This is a genomic window from Carnobacterium divergens (assembly GCF_900258435.1).
Taxonomy (GTDB): Bacteria; Bacillota; Bacilli; order Lactobacillales; family Carnobacteriaceae; genus Carnobacterium; species Carnobacterium divergens_A.
The window spans coordinates 524,219-539,745 of the sequence record NZ_LT992558.1 but is presented as its reverse complement, the minus strand read 5'-3'; the positions used below and the strand labels follow the sequence as shown (position 1 = coordinate 539,745).

The 15,527-nt window shown below is 37.7% G+C and carries 12 protein-coding genes; 1 reads left to right on the top strand and 11 read right to left on the bottom strand.

Annotated features, from left to right (window positions below):
- Positions 1–72: 72 nt before the first annotated feature.
- From rpoC to CDIMF43_RS02985, 7 genes are all read right to left on the bottom strand, one after another.
- Positions 73–3,675, bottom strand: coding sequence for a DNA-directed RNA polymerase subunit beta' (rpoC, locus tag CDIMF43_RS03015; protein WP_174222335.1), 3,603 nt, complete (start codon positions 3,673–3,675; stop codon positions 73–75).
- Positions 3,676–3,819: 144 nt separating this feature from the next.
- Entirely contained in the window at positions 3,820–7,404 is a 3,585-nt protein-coding gene (gene rpoB, locus CDIMF43_RS03010; protein ID WP_109841158.1) for a DNA-directed RNA polymerase subunit beta, read from the bottom strand.
- 336 nt (positions 7,405–7,740) lie between these two features.
- Positions 7,741–8,196 carry a gamma-glutamylcyclotransferase family protein gene (locus CDIMF43_RS03005; protein WP_074402164.1) on the bottom strand — a complete coding sequence of 152 codons (456 nt, stop codon included), beginning with the start codon at positions 8,194–8,196 and terminating at the stop codon, positions 7,741–7,743.
- On the bottom strand, positions 8,196–8,843 hold the full coding sequence (pcp, locus tag CDIMF43_RS03000) for a pyroglutamyl-peptidase I (protein WP_109841157.1): 648 nt from the start codon (positions 8,841–8,843) through the stop codon (positions 8,196–8,198). Before pcp ends, CDIMF43_RS03005 begins: the two co-directional genes overlap by 1 nt.
- A gap of 36 nt (positions 8,844–8,879) precedes the next feature.
- On the bottom strand, positions 8,880–9,803 hold the full coding sequence (locus CDIMF43_RS02995) for a DUF979 domain-containing protein (RefSeq protein WP_074402162.1): 924 nt from the start codon (positions 9,801–9,803) through the stop codon (positions 8,880–8,882).
- On the bottom strand, positions 9,803–10,513 hold the full coding sequence (locus CDIMF43_RS02990; protein WP_074402161.1) for a DUF969 domain-containing protein: 711 nt from the start codon (positions 10,511–10,513) through the stop codon (positions 9,803–9,805). Before CDIMF43_RS02990 ends, CDIMF43_RS02995 begins: the two co-directional genes overlap by 1 nt.
- Before the next feature lie 141 nt (positions 10,514–10,654).
- The gene (locus CDIMF43_RS02985) at positions 10,655–11,263 is read right to left on the bottom strand and encodes a class I SAM-dependent methyltransferase (protein ID WP_074402160.1); all 609 of its coding nucleotides are present in this window, start codon (positions 11,261–11,263) and stop codon (positions 10,655–10,657) included.
- Between the two features lie 313 nt (positions 11,264–11,576).
- On the opposite strand from CDIMF43_RS02985, the gene CDIMF43_RS02980 reads away from it, so the two are divergent.
- On the top strand, positions 11,577–12,785 hold the full coding sequence (locus CDIMF43_RS02980) for a YusW family protein (protein WP_109841156.1): 1,209 nt from the start codon (positions 11,577–11,579) through the stop codon (positions 12,783–12,785).
- A gap of 144 nt (positions 12,786–12,929) precedes the next feature.
- Here CDIMF43_RS02980 and CDIMF43_RS02975 read toward each other — a convergent pair whose 3' ends face one another.
- Genes CDIMF43_RS02975 through CDIMF43_RS02960 form a run of 4 tightly spaced genes read right to left on the bottom strand, consistent with a single transcriptional unit; the run spans position 12,930 to position 15,442 of the window.
- Positions 12,930–13,232, bottom strand: coding sequence for a metal-sensitive transcriptional regulator (locus CDIMF43_RS02975; protein ID WP_109841155.1), 303 nt, complete (start codon positions 13,230–13,232; stop codon positions 12,930–12,932).
- Positions 13,180–13,485 (bottom strand): rhodanese-like domain-containing protein, encoded by a 306-nt coding sequence (locus tag CDIMF43_RS02970; protein WP_109841154.1) that lies wholly within the window; start codon positions 13,483–13,485, stop codon positions 13,180–13,182. Before CDIMF43_RS02970 ends, CDIMF43_RS02975 begins: the two co-directional genes overlap by 53 nt.
- On the bottom strand, positions 13,485–15,134 hold the full coding sequence (locus CDIMF43_RS02965) for an FAD-dependent oxidoreductase (RefSeq protein WP_109841153.1): 1,650 nt from the start codon (positions 15,132–15,134) through the stop codon (positions 13,485–13,487). Before CDIMF43_RS02965 ends, CDIMF43_RS02970 begins: the two co-directional genes overlap by 1 nt.
- The gene (locus tag CDIMF43_RS02960; RefSeq protein WP_074402155.1) at positions 15,134–15,442 is read right to left on the bottom strand and encodes a rhodanese-like domain-containing protein; all 309 of its coding nucleotides are present in this window, start codon (positions 15,440–15,442) and stop codon (positions 15,134–15,136) included. The genes CDIMF43_RS02965 and CDIMF43_RS02960 overlap by 1 nt, the downstream gene beginning before the upstream one ends.
- Positions 15,443–15,527 lie beyond the last annotated feature (85 nt).

Sequence of the window (15,527 nt, the reverse complement as noted above, 5' to 3'; positions counted from 1 at the left end):
TATTAATGTAAAATTATTTCAAAAAAACTCCCAACTATTTAATTGCTTAAATAGTTGGGAGTTTGAATGGATTTAGAAATCTGTTTTCGGTTCAATTGTATCGTTGATACTGTAAACATTTTCACTCACAACACCAATTCCTTTTGGTTCCATGTTACGGTATTTAGCCATACCGGTACCTGCAGGAATGATCTTACCAATGATAACATTTTCTTTAAGACCAAGTAACGGATCACGTTTTCCACGAATTGCAGCATCTGTTAACACACGAGTTGTTTCTTGGAAGGATGCAGCTGATAAGAAACTGTTCGTTTCAAGAGAAGCTTTTGTGATTCCAAGTAGTACAGGACGACCAGTTGCTGGTACATTTCCTGCCATAATTGTTTCGTAGTTTTTGTCTGTAAATTCGCTGATGTCCATCAATGTTCCTGGTAAAATCTCTGTTGAACCTGGGTCCATAACGCGGACTTTACGTAACATTTGACGAACCATTACTTCGATATGTTTATCGCCGATTTCTACCCCTTGCATACGGTAAGTTTTTTGAACTTCACGTAATAGGTAATTTTCAACAGATAATACATCACGAACACGTAATAGTTGTTTTGGATCAATTGATCCTTCAGTAAGTGCTTCTCCACGATGAATCGTGTCGCCTTCTGCAACTTTCAAGCGAGCGGTATAAGGTACTGGATAGCTACGAGTATCCGTTGTTCCTTTAATTGTCACTTCTTTAGTGCGTTCAGCAGCATTTTCTGAAATGGCAATGATTTCACCAGTAACTTCAGTGATAACCGCTTGCCCTTTAGGATTACGAGCTTCAAAAATCTCTTGGATACGAGGTAAACCTTGAGTAATATCGTCTCCGGCAACCCCACCTGTATGGAAAGTACGCATTGTTAATTGGGTACCTGGTTCTCCGATTGATTGAGCGGCAATTGTACCAACTGCTTCCCCAACTTCAACTTCTGAACCTGTTGCAAGGTTACGACCGTAACAATGTTTACATACACCATGTTTCGTGTTACATGTAAATACTGAACGGATTGATACTTCTTCGATTCCAGCGTCCATGATTTCTTTTGCAAGATCTTCAGTGATGATCTCGTTTTCTTTCATGATAACTGAACCATTTTCTGGATGGAAAATAGTTTTACGAGTGTAACGACCAAGTAAACGCTCTTCAAGAGGTTCAATGACTTCGTTTCCTTCTTTGATTGCTGAAATATCTAAGCCACGATCAGTACCACAGTCTGTTTCACGAATGATAACATCTTGTGCTACGTCAACTAGACGACGAGTCAAGTAACCTGAATCGGCAGTCTTAAGGGCTGTATCGGTCATACCTTTACGAGCTCCATGGGTTGAGATAAACATTTCTAAGACGGTTAACCCTTCACGGAAGTTTGATGTGATTGGCAATTCCATGATTTGTCCATTAGGAGCGGCCATAAGTCCACGCATACCAGCAAGCTGAGTAAAGTTGGAAATATTCCCACGGGCTCCAGAGTCACTCATCATGAAGATTGGGTTTTTCGCATCTAAACTTTCCATTAACTTAATTTGGATACGGTCTTTAGCTGAATTCCAAATGCCAATAACGCGTTCGTAACGTTCCTCGTCAGTGATTAAACCACGACGGAATTGTTTTGTTACGTTATCAACTTGTTTATGAGCTTCATCTAAAATTTCTTGTTTTTCATGTAGTACTACGATATCAGCGATACCTACTGTAATACCAGCACGTGTAGAATGTTTGTAACCTAAGTCTTTCATTCTATCTAACATTTTAGAAGTTTCAGTGATATGGAATCTTTTGAAGACTTCGGCAATGATATTTCCAAGATTTTTCTTTTTAAATGGTAAATTGATTTCTTGTTTTTTAATATGAGCTGGGATATCTGTTCCTGGCTCTACAAAGAAACGATCTGAAATAGCAACTTCTAAGTTTTCAGTAGTTGGTTCATTCAAGTAAGGGAATTCTACAGGCATGATTTCATTGAAAAGTAATTTCCCTACTGTCGTAATCAATGTACGTTCTTTTTGCCATTCAGTAAATGGTTTGTCTTTTAAGGACGTTGTTTGAACACCAATTCTTGAATGTAAATGAACGTATCCGTTTTGATAGGCAATCAACGCTTCGGTTAAGTCTTTAAAGACCATCCCTTCGCCTTCGCGTTGTTCTTCTTCCATTGTTAGGTAGTAGTTACCTAATACCATATCTTGTGAAGGAGTTACAACTGGTTTACCATCTTTTGGATTTAAGATATTTTGGGCAGCTAGCATCAACATACGAGCTTCAGCTTGCGCTTCATCACTAAGTGGAACGTGAACCGCCATTTGGTCTCCATCGAAATCGGCATTGTAGGCTTCACATACTAATGGGTGAAGACGAATTGCGCGCCCTTCAACTAGAGTTGGTTCAAAGGCTTGGATTCCTAATCTATGAAGAGTAGGTGCTCGGTTTAGCAATACTGGATGTTCACGAATAACGTCTTCTAGTACATCCCAGATACCTTCATCTTGACGATCAATTTTACGTTTCGCATTTTTGATGTTGCTTGCAAGATCACGTGCAACTAGTTCTTTCATTACAAATGGTTTGAATAGTTCAATAGCCATTTCTTTTGGAAGTCCACATTGGTACATTTTCAAGTTTGGACCTACTACGATAACGGAACGACCAGAATAATCGACACGTTTTCCTAGTAAGTTTTGACGGAAACGACCTTGTTTCCCTTTAAGCATATGTGACAGTGATTTCAATGGACGGTTACCTGGTCCAGTAACTGGACGGCCACGACGACCATTATCAATCAATGCATCAACAGCTTCTTGAAGCATACGTTTTTCATTTTGCACGATAATATTCGGTGCATTTAAGTCCAACAAGCGTTTTAGACGGTTGTTACGGTTGATTACACGACGGTATAAGTCATTTAAATCACTCGTTGCAAAACGTCCACCTTCTAATTGAACCATTGGGCGTAAATCTGGAGGAATGATTGGAACAACGTCCATAACCATCCAACTAGGTTCATTTCCTGAATGACGGAATGCTTCTAAAATATCTAAACGGCGAATGGCACGAGTTCTTTTTTGCCCTTGAGCAGATTTCAACTCTTCTTTTAATTCAGCCACTTCTTTTTCTAATTGAACATCGTCTAGCAATTGTTTAATTGCTTCTGCTCCCATTGCTGCTTGGAAGTTTTGACCGTATTGTTCACGTTTATCACGATATTCTCTTTCAGTTAACAATTGTTTGCGTTCTAAAGAGGTGTCCCCTGCATCGGTAACAACATACGAAGCAAAATAAATGATTTCTTCAAGAGCACGTGGGCTCATATCTAAGACAAGACCCATTCTACTTGGAATTCCTTTGAAATACCAAATGTGTGAAACAGGTGCTGCTAATTCGATGTGACCCATACGTTCACGACGAACTTTTGATCTTGTTACTTCAACTCCACAACGATCACAAACAATTCCTTTATAGCGAATACGTTTGTACTTACCACAAGCACATTCCCAGTCTTTTGATGGGCCAAAAATGCGTTCACAGAACAAGCCATCGCGTTCTGGTTTTAGTGTACGGTAGTTAATGGTTTCAGGTTTTTTCACTTCTCCATAAGACCAACTACGAATCTTGTCTGGAGATGCTAAACCGATTTGCATGTTTTCAAAATTATTAACGTCTATCAAGGGGCCTACCTCCCTTTAATTATTGGTTGAGCTGCCCTACCTGCTCGATTTGCTATTGAGGGATCATCTAAAGTCAAATCTGCATTCGACTTTAGATGTCTCAATAGGATACTTCTATTATTCTGCGCCTTCTTGCTCTAAACGTTCTTTTTCACGAGCATCTGCACGAATTTTTTCTTGTTCTTCTGCATATTTACTAAGTGCATCAATGTTTACGATATCGTCATCATCATCTAAATCACGTAATTCGATTTCATCGTCATTTGCATCTAGAACTTTCATATCTAATCCTAAAGCTTGTAACTCTTTTACTAATACGCGGAATGATTCTGGAACACCTGGTCTTGGAATTTTTTCACCTTTAACGATTGCTTCATACGTTTTCACACGTCCAACAACGTCATCTGATTTGTACGTTAAGATTTCTTGTAGTGTATAAGCTGCCCCATACGCTTCAAGTGCCCAAACTTCCATCTCTCCAAAACGTTGTCCACCAAATTGAGCTTTACCTCCAAGTGGTTGTTGTGTCACTAATGAGTAAGGTCCAGTTGAACGAGCGTGTAATTTATCATCAACCATGTGGGCTAATTTAATCATATACATCACACCAACTGAAACGCGGTTATCAAATGGTTCACCACTACGTCCATCATATAAAACAGTTTTAGCATCATTTGCCATTCCTGCTTCTTGTACAGTTTCCCAAACATCTTCCTCGCTTGCTCCATCAAATACAGGAGTCGCAATATGGATTCCTAGTTGACGAGCGGCCATTCCGATGTGTAATTCAAGAACTTGTCCGATATTCATACGTGATGGTACCCCAAGAGGGTTCAACATGATATCAACAGGGGTGCCGTCTGGTAAGAAAGGCATGTCTTCTTCTGGCATAATGCGAGAAACGACCCCTTTATTTCCGTGACGTCCAGCCATTTTATCGCCTTCGTTGATTTTACGTTTTTGTACGATATAAACGCGTACTAACATATTCACACCAGGTGATAATTCGTCTCCTGCTTCACGTGTAAAGATTTTAACGTCGTGAACGATTCCGCCACCACCATGTGGAACTTTCAATGATGTATCGCGAACTTCACGAGCTTTTTCACCAAAAATCGCATGTAATAGACGTTCTTCAGCAGATAATTCGGTTACCCCTTTAGGAGTTACTTTACCAACTAATAAATCGCCATCATGAACTTCAGCCCCAATACGGATAATTCCGAATTCGTCTAAGTCTTTTAATGCGTCTTCTCCGACATTTGGAATTTCACGAGTGATTTCTTCAGGTCCAAGTTTTGTATCACGAGCTTCTGATTCATATTCTTCAATATGGACAGAAGTGTAAACATCATCTTTCACTAGACGTTCACTCATGATAATCGCATCCTCATAGTTGTACCCTTCCCAAGTCATGAAGGCCACTAAAACGTTTTGTCCTAATGCCATCTCACCGTTTTCCATTGAAGAACCATCAGCTAGGATTTCACTAGCATCCACACGGTCGCCTTTAGAAACGATTGGACGTTGGTTGTAACATGTACCAGAGTTTGAACGACGGAATTTTGTGATTGAGTATTTGTCTAAAGCGCCGTTATCTTGACGAACACGAACTTCTTTAGCATCTACATATTCAACGACACCAGGATTTTTACAAATTAATGCAGCTCCTGAATCGTGTGCTGATTTGTATTCCATCCCCGTTCCAACTAGTGGAGCTTGTGGATGAATCAACGGCACAGCTTGACGTTGCATGTTGGCTCCCATTAACGCACGGTTACTATCATCGTTTTCCAAAAACGGAATACATGCTGTCGCAACAGCAACTACTTGTTTTGGTGAAACGTCCATGTAATCGACACGGCTAATTGGAACTTCTAAGTTTTCACTGATGAAACGAGCCATCACGATGTCACTTTCAAAGCTACCATCTTCAAGCAATACTGAGTTTGCTTGGGCAACAACGTAGTGATCTTCCTCGTCTGCTGTTAAATAATCAATGTGTTTTGTTACTTTACCAGTTTCACGATCCACACGACGGTATGGTGTTTCGATGAAACCAAATTTATTAATTTTTGCATAACTTGATAGACTATTAATCAACCCGATATTTGGACCCTCAGGTGTTTCGATAGGACACATACGACCATAATGGGAATAATGTACATCTCGAACTTCATATCCGGCACGGTCTCTTGTCAAACCACCAGGCCCTAAGGCAGATAGACGACGTTTGTGAGTCAACTCACCTAGTGGATTTGTTTGATCCATAAACTGTGACAATTGAGAAGAACCAAAGAATTCTTTGATTGCTGCTACAACAGGGCGAATGTTGATTAATTGTTGCGGTGTTACGGTTGCAACATCTTGAATCGACATACGTTCACGAACAACACGTTCCATACGTGACAAACCAATACGGAATTGATTTTGTAATAATTCTCCAACAGAACGGATACGACGGTTCCCTAAATGGTCAATGTCGTCTACGTTGCCGATATTTTCTTGTAAGTTGAAGAAATAGCTCATTGAAGCTAAGATATCAGCTGGCGTAATGTTTTTGATGTCAGTTGAAACGTTGCCGTTTCCAATCACATTAACAACACGTTCGCCATCTTTTGGTGAAATTACTTGAACTACTTGAATCGTTACAGGTTCTGGTACAACACCATCATCTGTTGGATATAAAGTCACACTGTTTAGACCTGCGTCTAAGAATGGTGTCAGTTTATCAATCATTGGACGATCTAAGAACGTTCCTTTTTCTGCTAAAATTTCACCAGTTTCAGGATCAACTAATGTTTCAGCAAGAGTTTGGTTAAATAGACGGGTTTTAAGGTTTAGCTTTTTGTTGACTTTGTAACGACCAACGTTCGCTAAATCGTAACGTTTTGGGTCGAAGAAACGAGCATTTAGCAAGCTTCTTGAGCTGTCAGCAGTTTTAGGCTCACCTGGACGTAGACGTTCGTAAACATCTTTCAAGGCTTCCTCTGTACGAGAATCGCTAGAATTTTTGTGTAAATCTTTTTCTAACGTTAAACGTAGACTTTCATTATCGCCAAAAATTTCTAAGATTTGATCATCTGATCCAAATCCTAAAGCACGAACTAATACTGAAAGTGGAATTTTACGTGTGCGGTCGATTCTTACATAAGAAAGATCTTTTGCATCTGTTTCATATTCTAACCATGCTCCACGGTTAGGGATAACGGTAGAACCAAAACCTTGTTTGCCATTTTTATCAACTTTACCATGGAAGTAAACCCCTGGTGAACGAACTAATTGTGATACAATAACACGCTCTGCTCCGTTGATAATAAAGGTACCCATTTCAGTCATTAATGGGAAATCGCCAAAGAATACTTCTTGGTCTTTTACTTCACCAGTTTCTTTGTTGATTAAACGTAATTTCACGTGAAGCGGAGCTGAGTAATTGGCATCATGGCTTCTCGCTTCTTCAACTGTGTATTTTGGGTTGTGTAATTGATAATCAATAAATTCTAATGATAGGTTTCCTGCAAAGTCTTCAATTGGTGAGATATCTTTAAACATTTCACGCAATCCTTCATCTAGGAACCATTGGTATGAATCAGTTTGGATTTCAATTAAGTTTGGTAACTCTAAAACCTCGCTGATTCGTGCAAAACTTCTTCGTGTACGGTGTTTTCCGTAATTTACTAAGTGGCCTGCCAACCTATTCACCCCTCAAAACATATTTAATGCAACCGTAGCAAGCTTTAAAATGAATATTACATTTTCGTTACTTTTGTTAAATATAAGTAACAAACTAGCTTTTTTTTCATTTTTTGGCAAAAAAAAACCAAAAGATTCGTGACATTTTCTTTAATAAAATTCACAATTTCTTTTGTTTTCCCTTTAAAAACTCACTCTGGACAATATTTCAGGGTGAATTCTATGCTACTGACTACAGTATTCGCATTTAGTCATTATATAACTGATTGACTCACTTGTCAAGATTTTTAAAACCTCATCTGATATATATAAAAACACAGAGGGAAAGAGCCCCTCTGTGTTTGATTAACCTGCAATTTGATGATAATAGACACGCCAATTCCCATTTGGTAAGTAGGTGCTTTGAGTCGCAAAGGTTTTATCATGATCCGGTACATATAGATAACAATAAACCGTTTCTTTAAGGTCATACTTTTCTGTAGCTTCATTAAAAACTTCTACTTCAACGAGTTGACGTTCGTATTCGTTGTTGTTTGCGCCTTTTCCATAGTAGTTTTCCATTTTATCTAACGGAAGGATTTCTTTTGAGAATTCTTTCAGCTCAAAAATTTCACCATATACCCAGTCGTCACCTGGCAACAATGCTGGATAGCCTTTAGAATCTAAATGATAGAGTTCTCCTTTTATACGTGCTTTTTTAGGGGGGCCAGTTACTTTCCCAGCTAAATACAAGTCGTAGTTAAAAAGATTTTCCATCAAACTACCATAGGTGAATAAGGGGCGGGGTACTGCTTCTTTCATTAATGAATGGCACCTCCAACAGCTTTTAAATCTTCTTTGCCATCATATAAAACAATGGCTTCGATTGCTGCTGTCAGTCCTTTAGTCATATCTGTTAGACTCATAAATGGTTGACCTGCTTTTTCAATGACTTGCTCTGGAATATAAGGAACATGAATAAATCCGCCTTTAACTGCTGGATATTCCTTTTCAATCAAATAGTGAACTTGATACATAATGTGATTGCAGACGAATGTACCTGCTGTATTTGACACGTTAGCAGGAATTCCTGCTGCTTTCATTTGAGTCACCATCGCTTTGATAGGTAGTTGTGTAAAGTAGGCAGGTGCTCCGTCTTCTTGAATTGCGATATCAACAGGTTGATTGCCTTCGTTATCTGGAATTCTCGCATCGTCAATATTAATCGCTACTCGTTCTGGCGAAATTGCAAAACGACCGCCTGCTTGACCGATGTTTAACACAACATCTGGATGATGTTTTTCCATTGCGGCTTTTACAACTTCAGCCGATTTGCCAAATACTGTTGGAATTTCTAACTTGATGATTTCTGCACCACTGATTGTATCCGCTAATCCTTTAACAGCTTCTAAAGCAGGGTTAATTGGTTCTCCACCAAATGGATCGAATCCTGTAACTAAAATTTTCATATACTTTACTTCCTTTCTATCCTTAAAATTTATTTTTTAAAACGCCCAGAAATACATTAAGACGATGTGAATTAAAATCATTAAAATCGCTAACGGCGCTTGCGCTCGGATAACACCGTTTGTATCTTTCATTTCTAATAAGGCTGCTGGCAACGCATTGAAGTTCGCTGCCATTGGTGTTAGTAGCGTTCCACAAAAACCTGCCGTCATTGCAAGCGCTCCAGCCACAACTGGGTCAGCTCCTTGCATCATCACAAAAGGAACACCGATTCCAGCAGTAATAACTGTAAAGGCTGCAAATCCATTTCCCATAATCATTGTGAAAATAACCATTCCTAGACAATAGGCAATAACACCTGCTAAGCGGTTCCCTTCTGGAACTACTGTTGAGATACCATTCGAAATCACTGTCCCAACACCAGCTTGTGTGAAAATCACACCTAAAGCAGCTAGTAATTGAGGTAAAATCCCGGTTGTTCCAACTTGTTGAATCATACGATCTGAATCGTCTAAGACAGTTTTAGGTTTTGCTTTCGTAATGAAAATAACAACAAGTAACGAACCAATTGAAGCTAACCCAATCCCAACTTGACCACCTAATGGTGTTAGTTGAGCAATTCCAACTGCCAAAGCGGCTAGTAAGATACATGGTAGAAAAATCCATGCACCAATTCTTTTAGAAGCAGCTTCTGATTCTGCTTCATTTAATTCAGCTAATTTGCCGATTTGAACTTGTTTAAACAACGTCAAAATACCCATCACTAAAATAATGATGCCATCAATCATAAACGGAATAAAGTTTCCAAAAGCAAAAACAATTCCTAGTAACATCCAAAATAAAGACGTTCCTATTCTCGTTGGATGTGTTTGATCCATAAATACACGTGCAGCTGTTGTCATTAACAACAAACCGATTAAAATATAGAAGAACTCCAATAAATTATTGATTAAACTTTCCATTAAGAACGTCCTCCTTTGCTTTTAATTTCTTCAACTTTTTCCATGCCATATTTTTTAGCCATTTTTTTATCAAATAAAACATTTGAAGTTGCAACTAATAACAACATAATCAACGCGATTGGAATGGATGCTTGTGCAATCGCTACCGCTGTTGCTTTATAACCTAAGGAATTCATTGTGGCTTCAATCAATAATACTCCCGCAGCTGCAATAAACGTATTTTGAGCAAAGAAATTCCCAAAGTTTTCGGTCGCGGCTGCTTTTGCTTTGATTTTGTCTTCATCTTCTGGCGTAATTTCACCATATTTAGTCAATGCTGCAGCTTGTGCCATCGGATTGACGATTGGACGAATGAATTGTGTATGGCCTTGTACACGAATTGAAAAGAAACCTGCTAATTCACGAATAATCATATAGATTGTTAAAAAACGCCCTGGCGTTAACCCATTCATTTTTTCAATTAATACAACCGCTTGCTGACGTAAACCAAAACGTTCAGATAAACCGATCATAGGTAATGTTAGTAAAAATAACGTAACTAAACGATTGGAAACAAACGCTTCTCCTAACATCGTTAAAAAATCTGGAATTGAAATCCCTGAAACTAATGCTGTTGCTAATGCTGCTACCAATACCACAGCAATTGTGTCAAACTTAAAAATAAAGCCAACTAGAATAATCAAAATACCTATTAACTTAATTACTTCCATCTTATCTAATCCCCTTCTTAATTCAGTATATTTTTTTAGTATACACTATGTAAAAATGAATGGAAATGATTTAATAACATTTTTCTAGAAAATAAAAAAACATCAAAAGAAAAACAAACACTTTTCTTTTGACGTTTTTATTTAGTCTTTCTTAATGCTTTGGATAATCCAATAACCTTTATCTTTAGCGATAACTTCAGCATTTCCAAAGGTTTCTTCCATTTTTTTCATTCCACTTGGTGCCCCTTGTTTCTTTTGAATTACAATAACTAGCTTTCCATCTTTTTTCAAGTATGAATACGCCTCAGTCAAAATGGTATGAACGACTGTTTTACCTGCACGAATCGGGGGATTGCTTACAATCAGTGCAAATTCTTTTCCCTCAACTTGTTCATAGACATCTGACGGGTGAATTAAAACATTTGAAATACGATTATTCGAAGCATTTTGTTTTGCTAGTCCTAGCGCTCGCTCGTTTACGTCAACCATTTCAACGTGACGATCTGGATCTGCTTTAGCAAAAGATAAGCCCATCGGACCGTATCCACAACCCACATCTAACACATCACCACTGACTACATCCTTTAAATCAATTGTTTCTATTAATAAGCGCGAGCCGAAATCCACTGTTTTTTTTGAAAACACTCCTAAATCGGTAACAAATTTAAAATCAAAGCCTTTTAATTGATAAGTCCAAGCACTCTCTTTCGATTCGGTTTTGGGTTTGTTTGTATAATAATGATCTGCCATTTTAAATTCCTCTCTGAACCAGTTGTTCATTCATCTCTTCTATATTCTACACTTTTTTTGCAAAACTTCCTACTTTTCAACTAAATCCTTCCAAAAAAATGAATAATCCAACTATATTATAAACTTTTTGACCTATAAATAGTTCCGCAAAAGCAGTTAAATCAATTTTTTACAATTTATTACTCAAATTCGAGAAATTTTAAAAAAACAAAACGGTTGTATTTTTAAATTTTTCTTCGTATACTGACGTCAGCTACTATTCATTAACTAGTAATCAAAAAATAGTAGAAAAAAACTTAGGAGGTTCTACATTATGAACAAATTAACAAAATCAACATTAATTGCAGGTCTAGTTTTATCAGTTGGCGCAATGTCAACGTTAGCCGTTAGCCCAAAAGCTCACGCAGAAACAGTTCTTGAGTCAAATCAATACAAATCGGTGACATTATTTAGCAAAGCTGAAATCAAATCATTAACAGGTCTTAATGTAACTGTTAAAAATGCACCTGCTATCCAAAAAGCTTTATCTGAAGTAGCTGTTTGGGAAGAAGCGGGTTACGAAACTTCTGAAGCTACTTTGATTGCAAACCGTGTTAAATTAAGCTACAACCAATCTTTAAACCTTTTAAAGAAAATGGCAAACACTTCTAATTTACAATTTAAAGTGACTCTTGTAAAAAATAACTACTATCCAAAAGCTGAAATCGGCGTTCAAAATTACGTATCTGCTCCAGAAACTGAAAAACCTGAAGTAAGTAACCCAGGAACAGAAACACCTGAAGTTGAAGTTCCAGAAACATCAACTCCATTAGGCACTGTAATTGAATCGAATGCGTACAAATCAATCACTTTATTCACGAAAGCTGAAATTAAAGAATTAACTGGACTTGAACTAACAACTAAAAATGCTGCTGCTATCCAAAAAGCGTTGACAGATGCTAAAGTTTGGGAAAAAGCTGGTTATGAAGCTTCTGAAGCTACTTTAATTGCAAACCGTGTTAAATTAAACGCTAGCCAATCACTTGCTCTTTTACAAAAAGTTGCAAATGTTGCGAACTTAGACTTTAAAGTAATTGTTATCAAAAACAATTTCCCTAAAGCTGAATTAGGCGTTCAATCTCATGAATCCGTTCCAGAAGTTGAAGCTCCAGAAACTGAAAAACCCGGTGATTCATCAAACGCTGGTGAAGAAGAAAGTGCTGAACAAACTTCAGATATCCGTCAATTGCAAATCGAACTTGATTATAAAAAAGGCGATATCCAATTACAATATCAAGTAAATTCTAACGGAACTATTAAAGCTCAATACAAAAATGGCTTAACAAACGAAAACTTCCAAGGCGCTAAAGCTGAAGAAAAAGTAAAAGCTGTTTTAACTGGTATCGATTTGAATTCTGCTAGTCAATCAGACATTGAAAAACACGTTGTTAAAAAATTAAATGCGGGTTCAGATTACAAACAATTCCAATTACAAGCACAATTTACAGACAATACTAAAGTTAAAATCAAACTTAAAAAGTAACCCCTCTTCTTTTTAAGTAATCGATAAATTTAAATTACTAATTCTTATTTAAAACCTCAAAAAATAAAACTATACTAAAAGATACCCTACTATCTCAGTTAATCAAAAAAAAACGCTGTATCCAATGGATACAGCGTTTTTTCTTTATTTTACTTTTACAATTAAATCAATTGCTTCCTTAACGCGCTGTTCATAGACTTCTTTGCTATTGTCACTTTCTTCAATGCACTGAACAAGATTTTCAGCTACCATAATCCCCATTACTTTATCAATACTTGAACGGACTGCTGAAAGTTGCGTGATAACATCTTGGCATTCTCGCTCTTCTTCTATCATTTTCAAAACGCCTCTAATTTGACCTTCTGAACGTTTCAGACGATTTAATATTTTTTTATCACATTCCACTAAGAGTCTCTCCTTTCCAAGCAGACATGCCACCCATGACATTGATAACGTTATAACCCTCTCCTGCTAAAAAAGCACTTGCTGATGCTGAACGCATGCCAGAATGACAAATAACATAATAAGTCTCTTCTTTATTTAATTGATCTAATTGTTCTGGAATAGAATTTAAAGGCATTAAAACAGCCTCTTTAATATGACCTCCACTAAATTCATTCGGTTCACGAACGTCTAGGATGGATACTCCCCCTTGTTTCACTAATTGTTCAAATTCTGGCATTGTAATTGATTGATACATTATTTTACGATCTCCTCTGGTTTTATAGTTGAATACAGGTTAAATGCGCCGTCTAAATTTTTCGCTTGATAACCTGATTGTTTTAAAATACGTTCTGCAAGATAGCTACGTAATCCACTTTGACAACTTACAATAATCTCTTTGTCTTTTGGCAATTCATGAAGACGGCATCTCAAATCATCTAACGGAATGTGATACGCACCTTTTAAACTACCTTGAGCTACCTCATTGGTTGTTCGAACATCTAATAAAAAGGCTCCTTCTGCTTGTTTTTCTGTTAATTCATACCACTGAATCGACTCAGAAATACCTTCCATAATGTTTAATGCAGCATAACCCGCCATATTCACTGGATCTTTTGCAGAGCCAAATGGAGGTGCATAGCTAAATTCCAATTCTGGTAAATCCTCAACAGTCAAACGACCTTTAATCGCCGTTGCAATAATATCAATGCGTTTATCCACGCCATCTTTCCCAATTGCCTGAGCGCCGTACAATTCCCCTGTTGTAGGATTAAATAACAGTTTCAGCAAAATTCCTTCTGCATGAGGAAAATACCCAGCATGGCTTTTCCCTTGAACGTGGACACTCTTATACTCTAGACCAAGGGCCATTAATTGGCGTTCTGTTAAGCCGGTTGAAGCAACTGCTTGGCTAAAGACGCGAACAATTGCTGTACCTAAGCTTCCTAAATTTTTGCGGGGGATACCTGATAAAACATCTGCGACTTGTCGACCTTGTCGGTTAGCAGGAGATGCTAGAGAAATCAACGCATCTTCTTGGCTCGTAAATTGTTTCACCAAAATAGCGTCGCCAACAGCATAAATATCCTTTTGACTCGTTTGATAGTGTTCATCTACTAGAATTCCTCCACGCATTCCTGTTTCAATACCAGCTTGTAGAGCCAATGTATTTTCAGGTTGAACGCCAACTGATAAAATAATTAAATCTGTTGCAATTTCTTCGCCATTTTCCAACAAAACACTTCGACCGTTGTTCGTAAAGGCGGTTGCTGACGTTCCTGTCAAAACCGTTACTTGATTGGCTTTTAATTCTTTGGTAACAAAAGCGGCCATTTCTTCATCAATAGGAGGCAGTACATGAGGCGCTTTTTCGACAATGGTTACGTCTATCCCTCTTTTTGCTAAACTTTCGGCCATTTCCAAACCGATAAACCCAGCACCGATAACCATCGCTTTTTTCGGATTTTGACTAATGGTAAATTTCATAATTTGGTCAACATCCGGTACATTTCTAAGGGTAAAGACATTGCTTGCTTGATCCAACCCTTTAATAGGCGGAATAAACGGTTTGGCTCCTGGCGATAAAATTAACTTGTCATAAGACAAAGAATACTCTCCTTCATCATTTCGAACCTGTACCACTTTATTTTCAGCATCAATTGAAATGGCTTCACTAAATGGTCGAACATCTAGTTGAAAACGTGCCTTTAATTGTTCTGGTGTTTGTACTAGCAATTCTTGGCGTTGCTGAATTTCTCCTGAAACATAATAAGGCAAGCCACAATTTGCAAAAGATACATAGGGTCCTTTTTCTAACACAATAATCTCCGCATCTTCGTTCAATCTTCTTAAACGAGTAGCCGCTGACATCCCACCAGCTACTCCACCTATAATAACAAATTTCATTATAATTTTCCTCCTCTAACTTTGCCAGACCAACTCATCATTCCGCCCTTAACGTTGACTGCATCTATCCCTTTCGCTCGTAATAGCTTCACCGCTTGTTTGCTTCGCATACCAGACTGACAAATAATGTAAACAGGTGCTTTAGTTTGATAGTTACGCACCTTTTTTAACGGAATATTTTTAGCAATAGAAATATGGCCACCACTAAACTCTTGTGGCTCACGAACATCAACAATCATCGGTTTCTTAGGTAACATTTCTTCTAACTCTTTTGTTGTGATACTGGGAATTTTTTTAAAGAAAAACATGTTATACACAATCCTTTCAGTCTTTACGATTCATTTAGGAGAACACTAAAAATACCTCCTACCGTATCCAAAACAAATTATACCC

What these genes read in the sequence shown, in the direction of transcription:
- CDIMF43_RS02980 (WP_109841156.1), top strand. Translation starts at nt 11,577, where the DNA reads ATGAACAAATTAACAAAATCAACATTAATTGCAGGTCTAGTTTTATCA.
- CDIMF43_RS02960 (WP_074402155.1), bottom strand. Translation starts at nt 15,442, where the DNA reads ATGTTTTTCTTTAAAAAAATTCCCAGTATCACAACAAAAGAGTTAGAA.
- CDIMF43_RS02985 (WP_074402160.1), bottom strand. Translation starts at nt 11,263, where the DNA reads ATGGCAGATCATTATTATACAAACAAACCCAAAACCGAATCGAAAGAG.
- CDIMF43_RS02995 (WP_074402162.1), bottom strand. Translation starts at nt 9,803, where the DNA reads ATGGAAAGTTTAATCAATAATTTATTGGAGTTCTTCTATATTTTAATC.
- CDIMF43_RS02965 (WP_109841153.1), bottom strand. Translation starts at nt 15,134, where the DNA reads ATGAAATTTGTTATTATAGGTGGAGTAGCTGGTGGGATGTCAGCGGCT.
- CDIMF43_RS02975 (WP_109841155.1), bottom strand. Translation starts at nt 13,232, where the DNA reads ATGTCATGGGTGGCATGTCTGCTTGGAAAGGAGAGACTCTTAGTGGAA.
- rpoC (WP_174222335.1), bottom strand. Translation starts at nt 3,675, where the DNA reads ATGCAAATCGGTTTAGCATCTCCAGACAAGATTCGTAGTTGGTCTTAT.
- CDIMF43_RS02990 (WP_074402161.1), bottom strand. Translation starts at nt 10,513, where the DNA reads ATGGAAGTAATTAAGTTAATAGGTATTTTGATTATTCTAGTTGGCTTT.
- CDIMF43_RS03005 (WP_074402164.1), bottom strand. Translation starts at nt 8,196, where the DNA reads ATGAAAGAAGCAGTACCCCGCCCCTTATTCACCTATGGTAGTTTGATG.
- CDIMF43_RS02970 (WP_109841154.1), bottom strand. Translation starts at nt 13,485, where the DNA reads ATGTATCAATCAATTACAATGCCAGAATTTGAACAATTAGTGAAACAA.
- pcp (WP_109841157.1), bottom strand. Translation starts at nt 8,843, where the DNA reads ATGAAAATTTTAGTTACAGGATTCGATCCATTTGGTGGAGAACCAATT.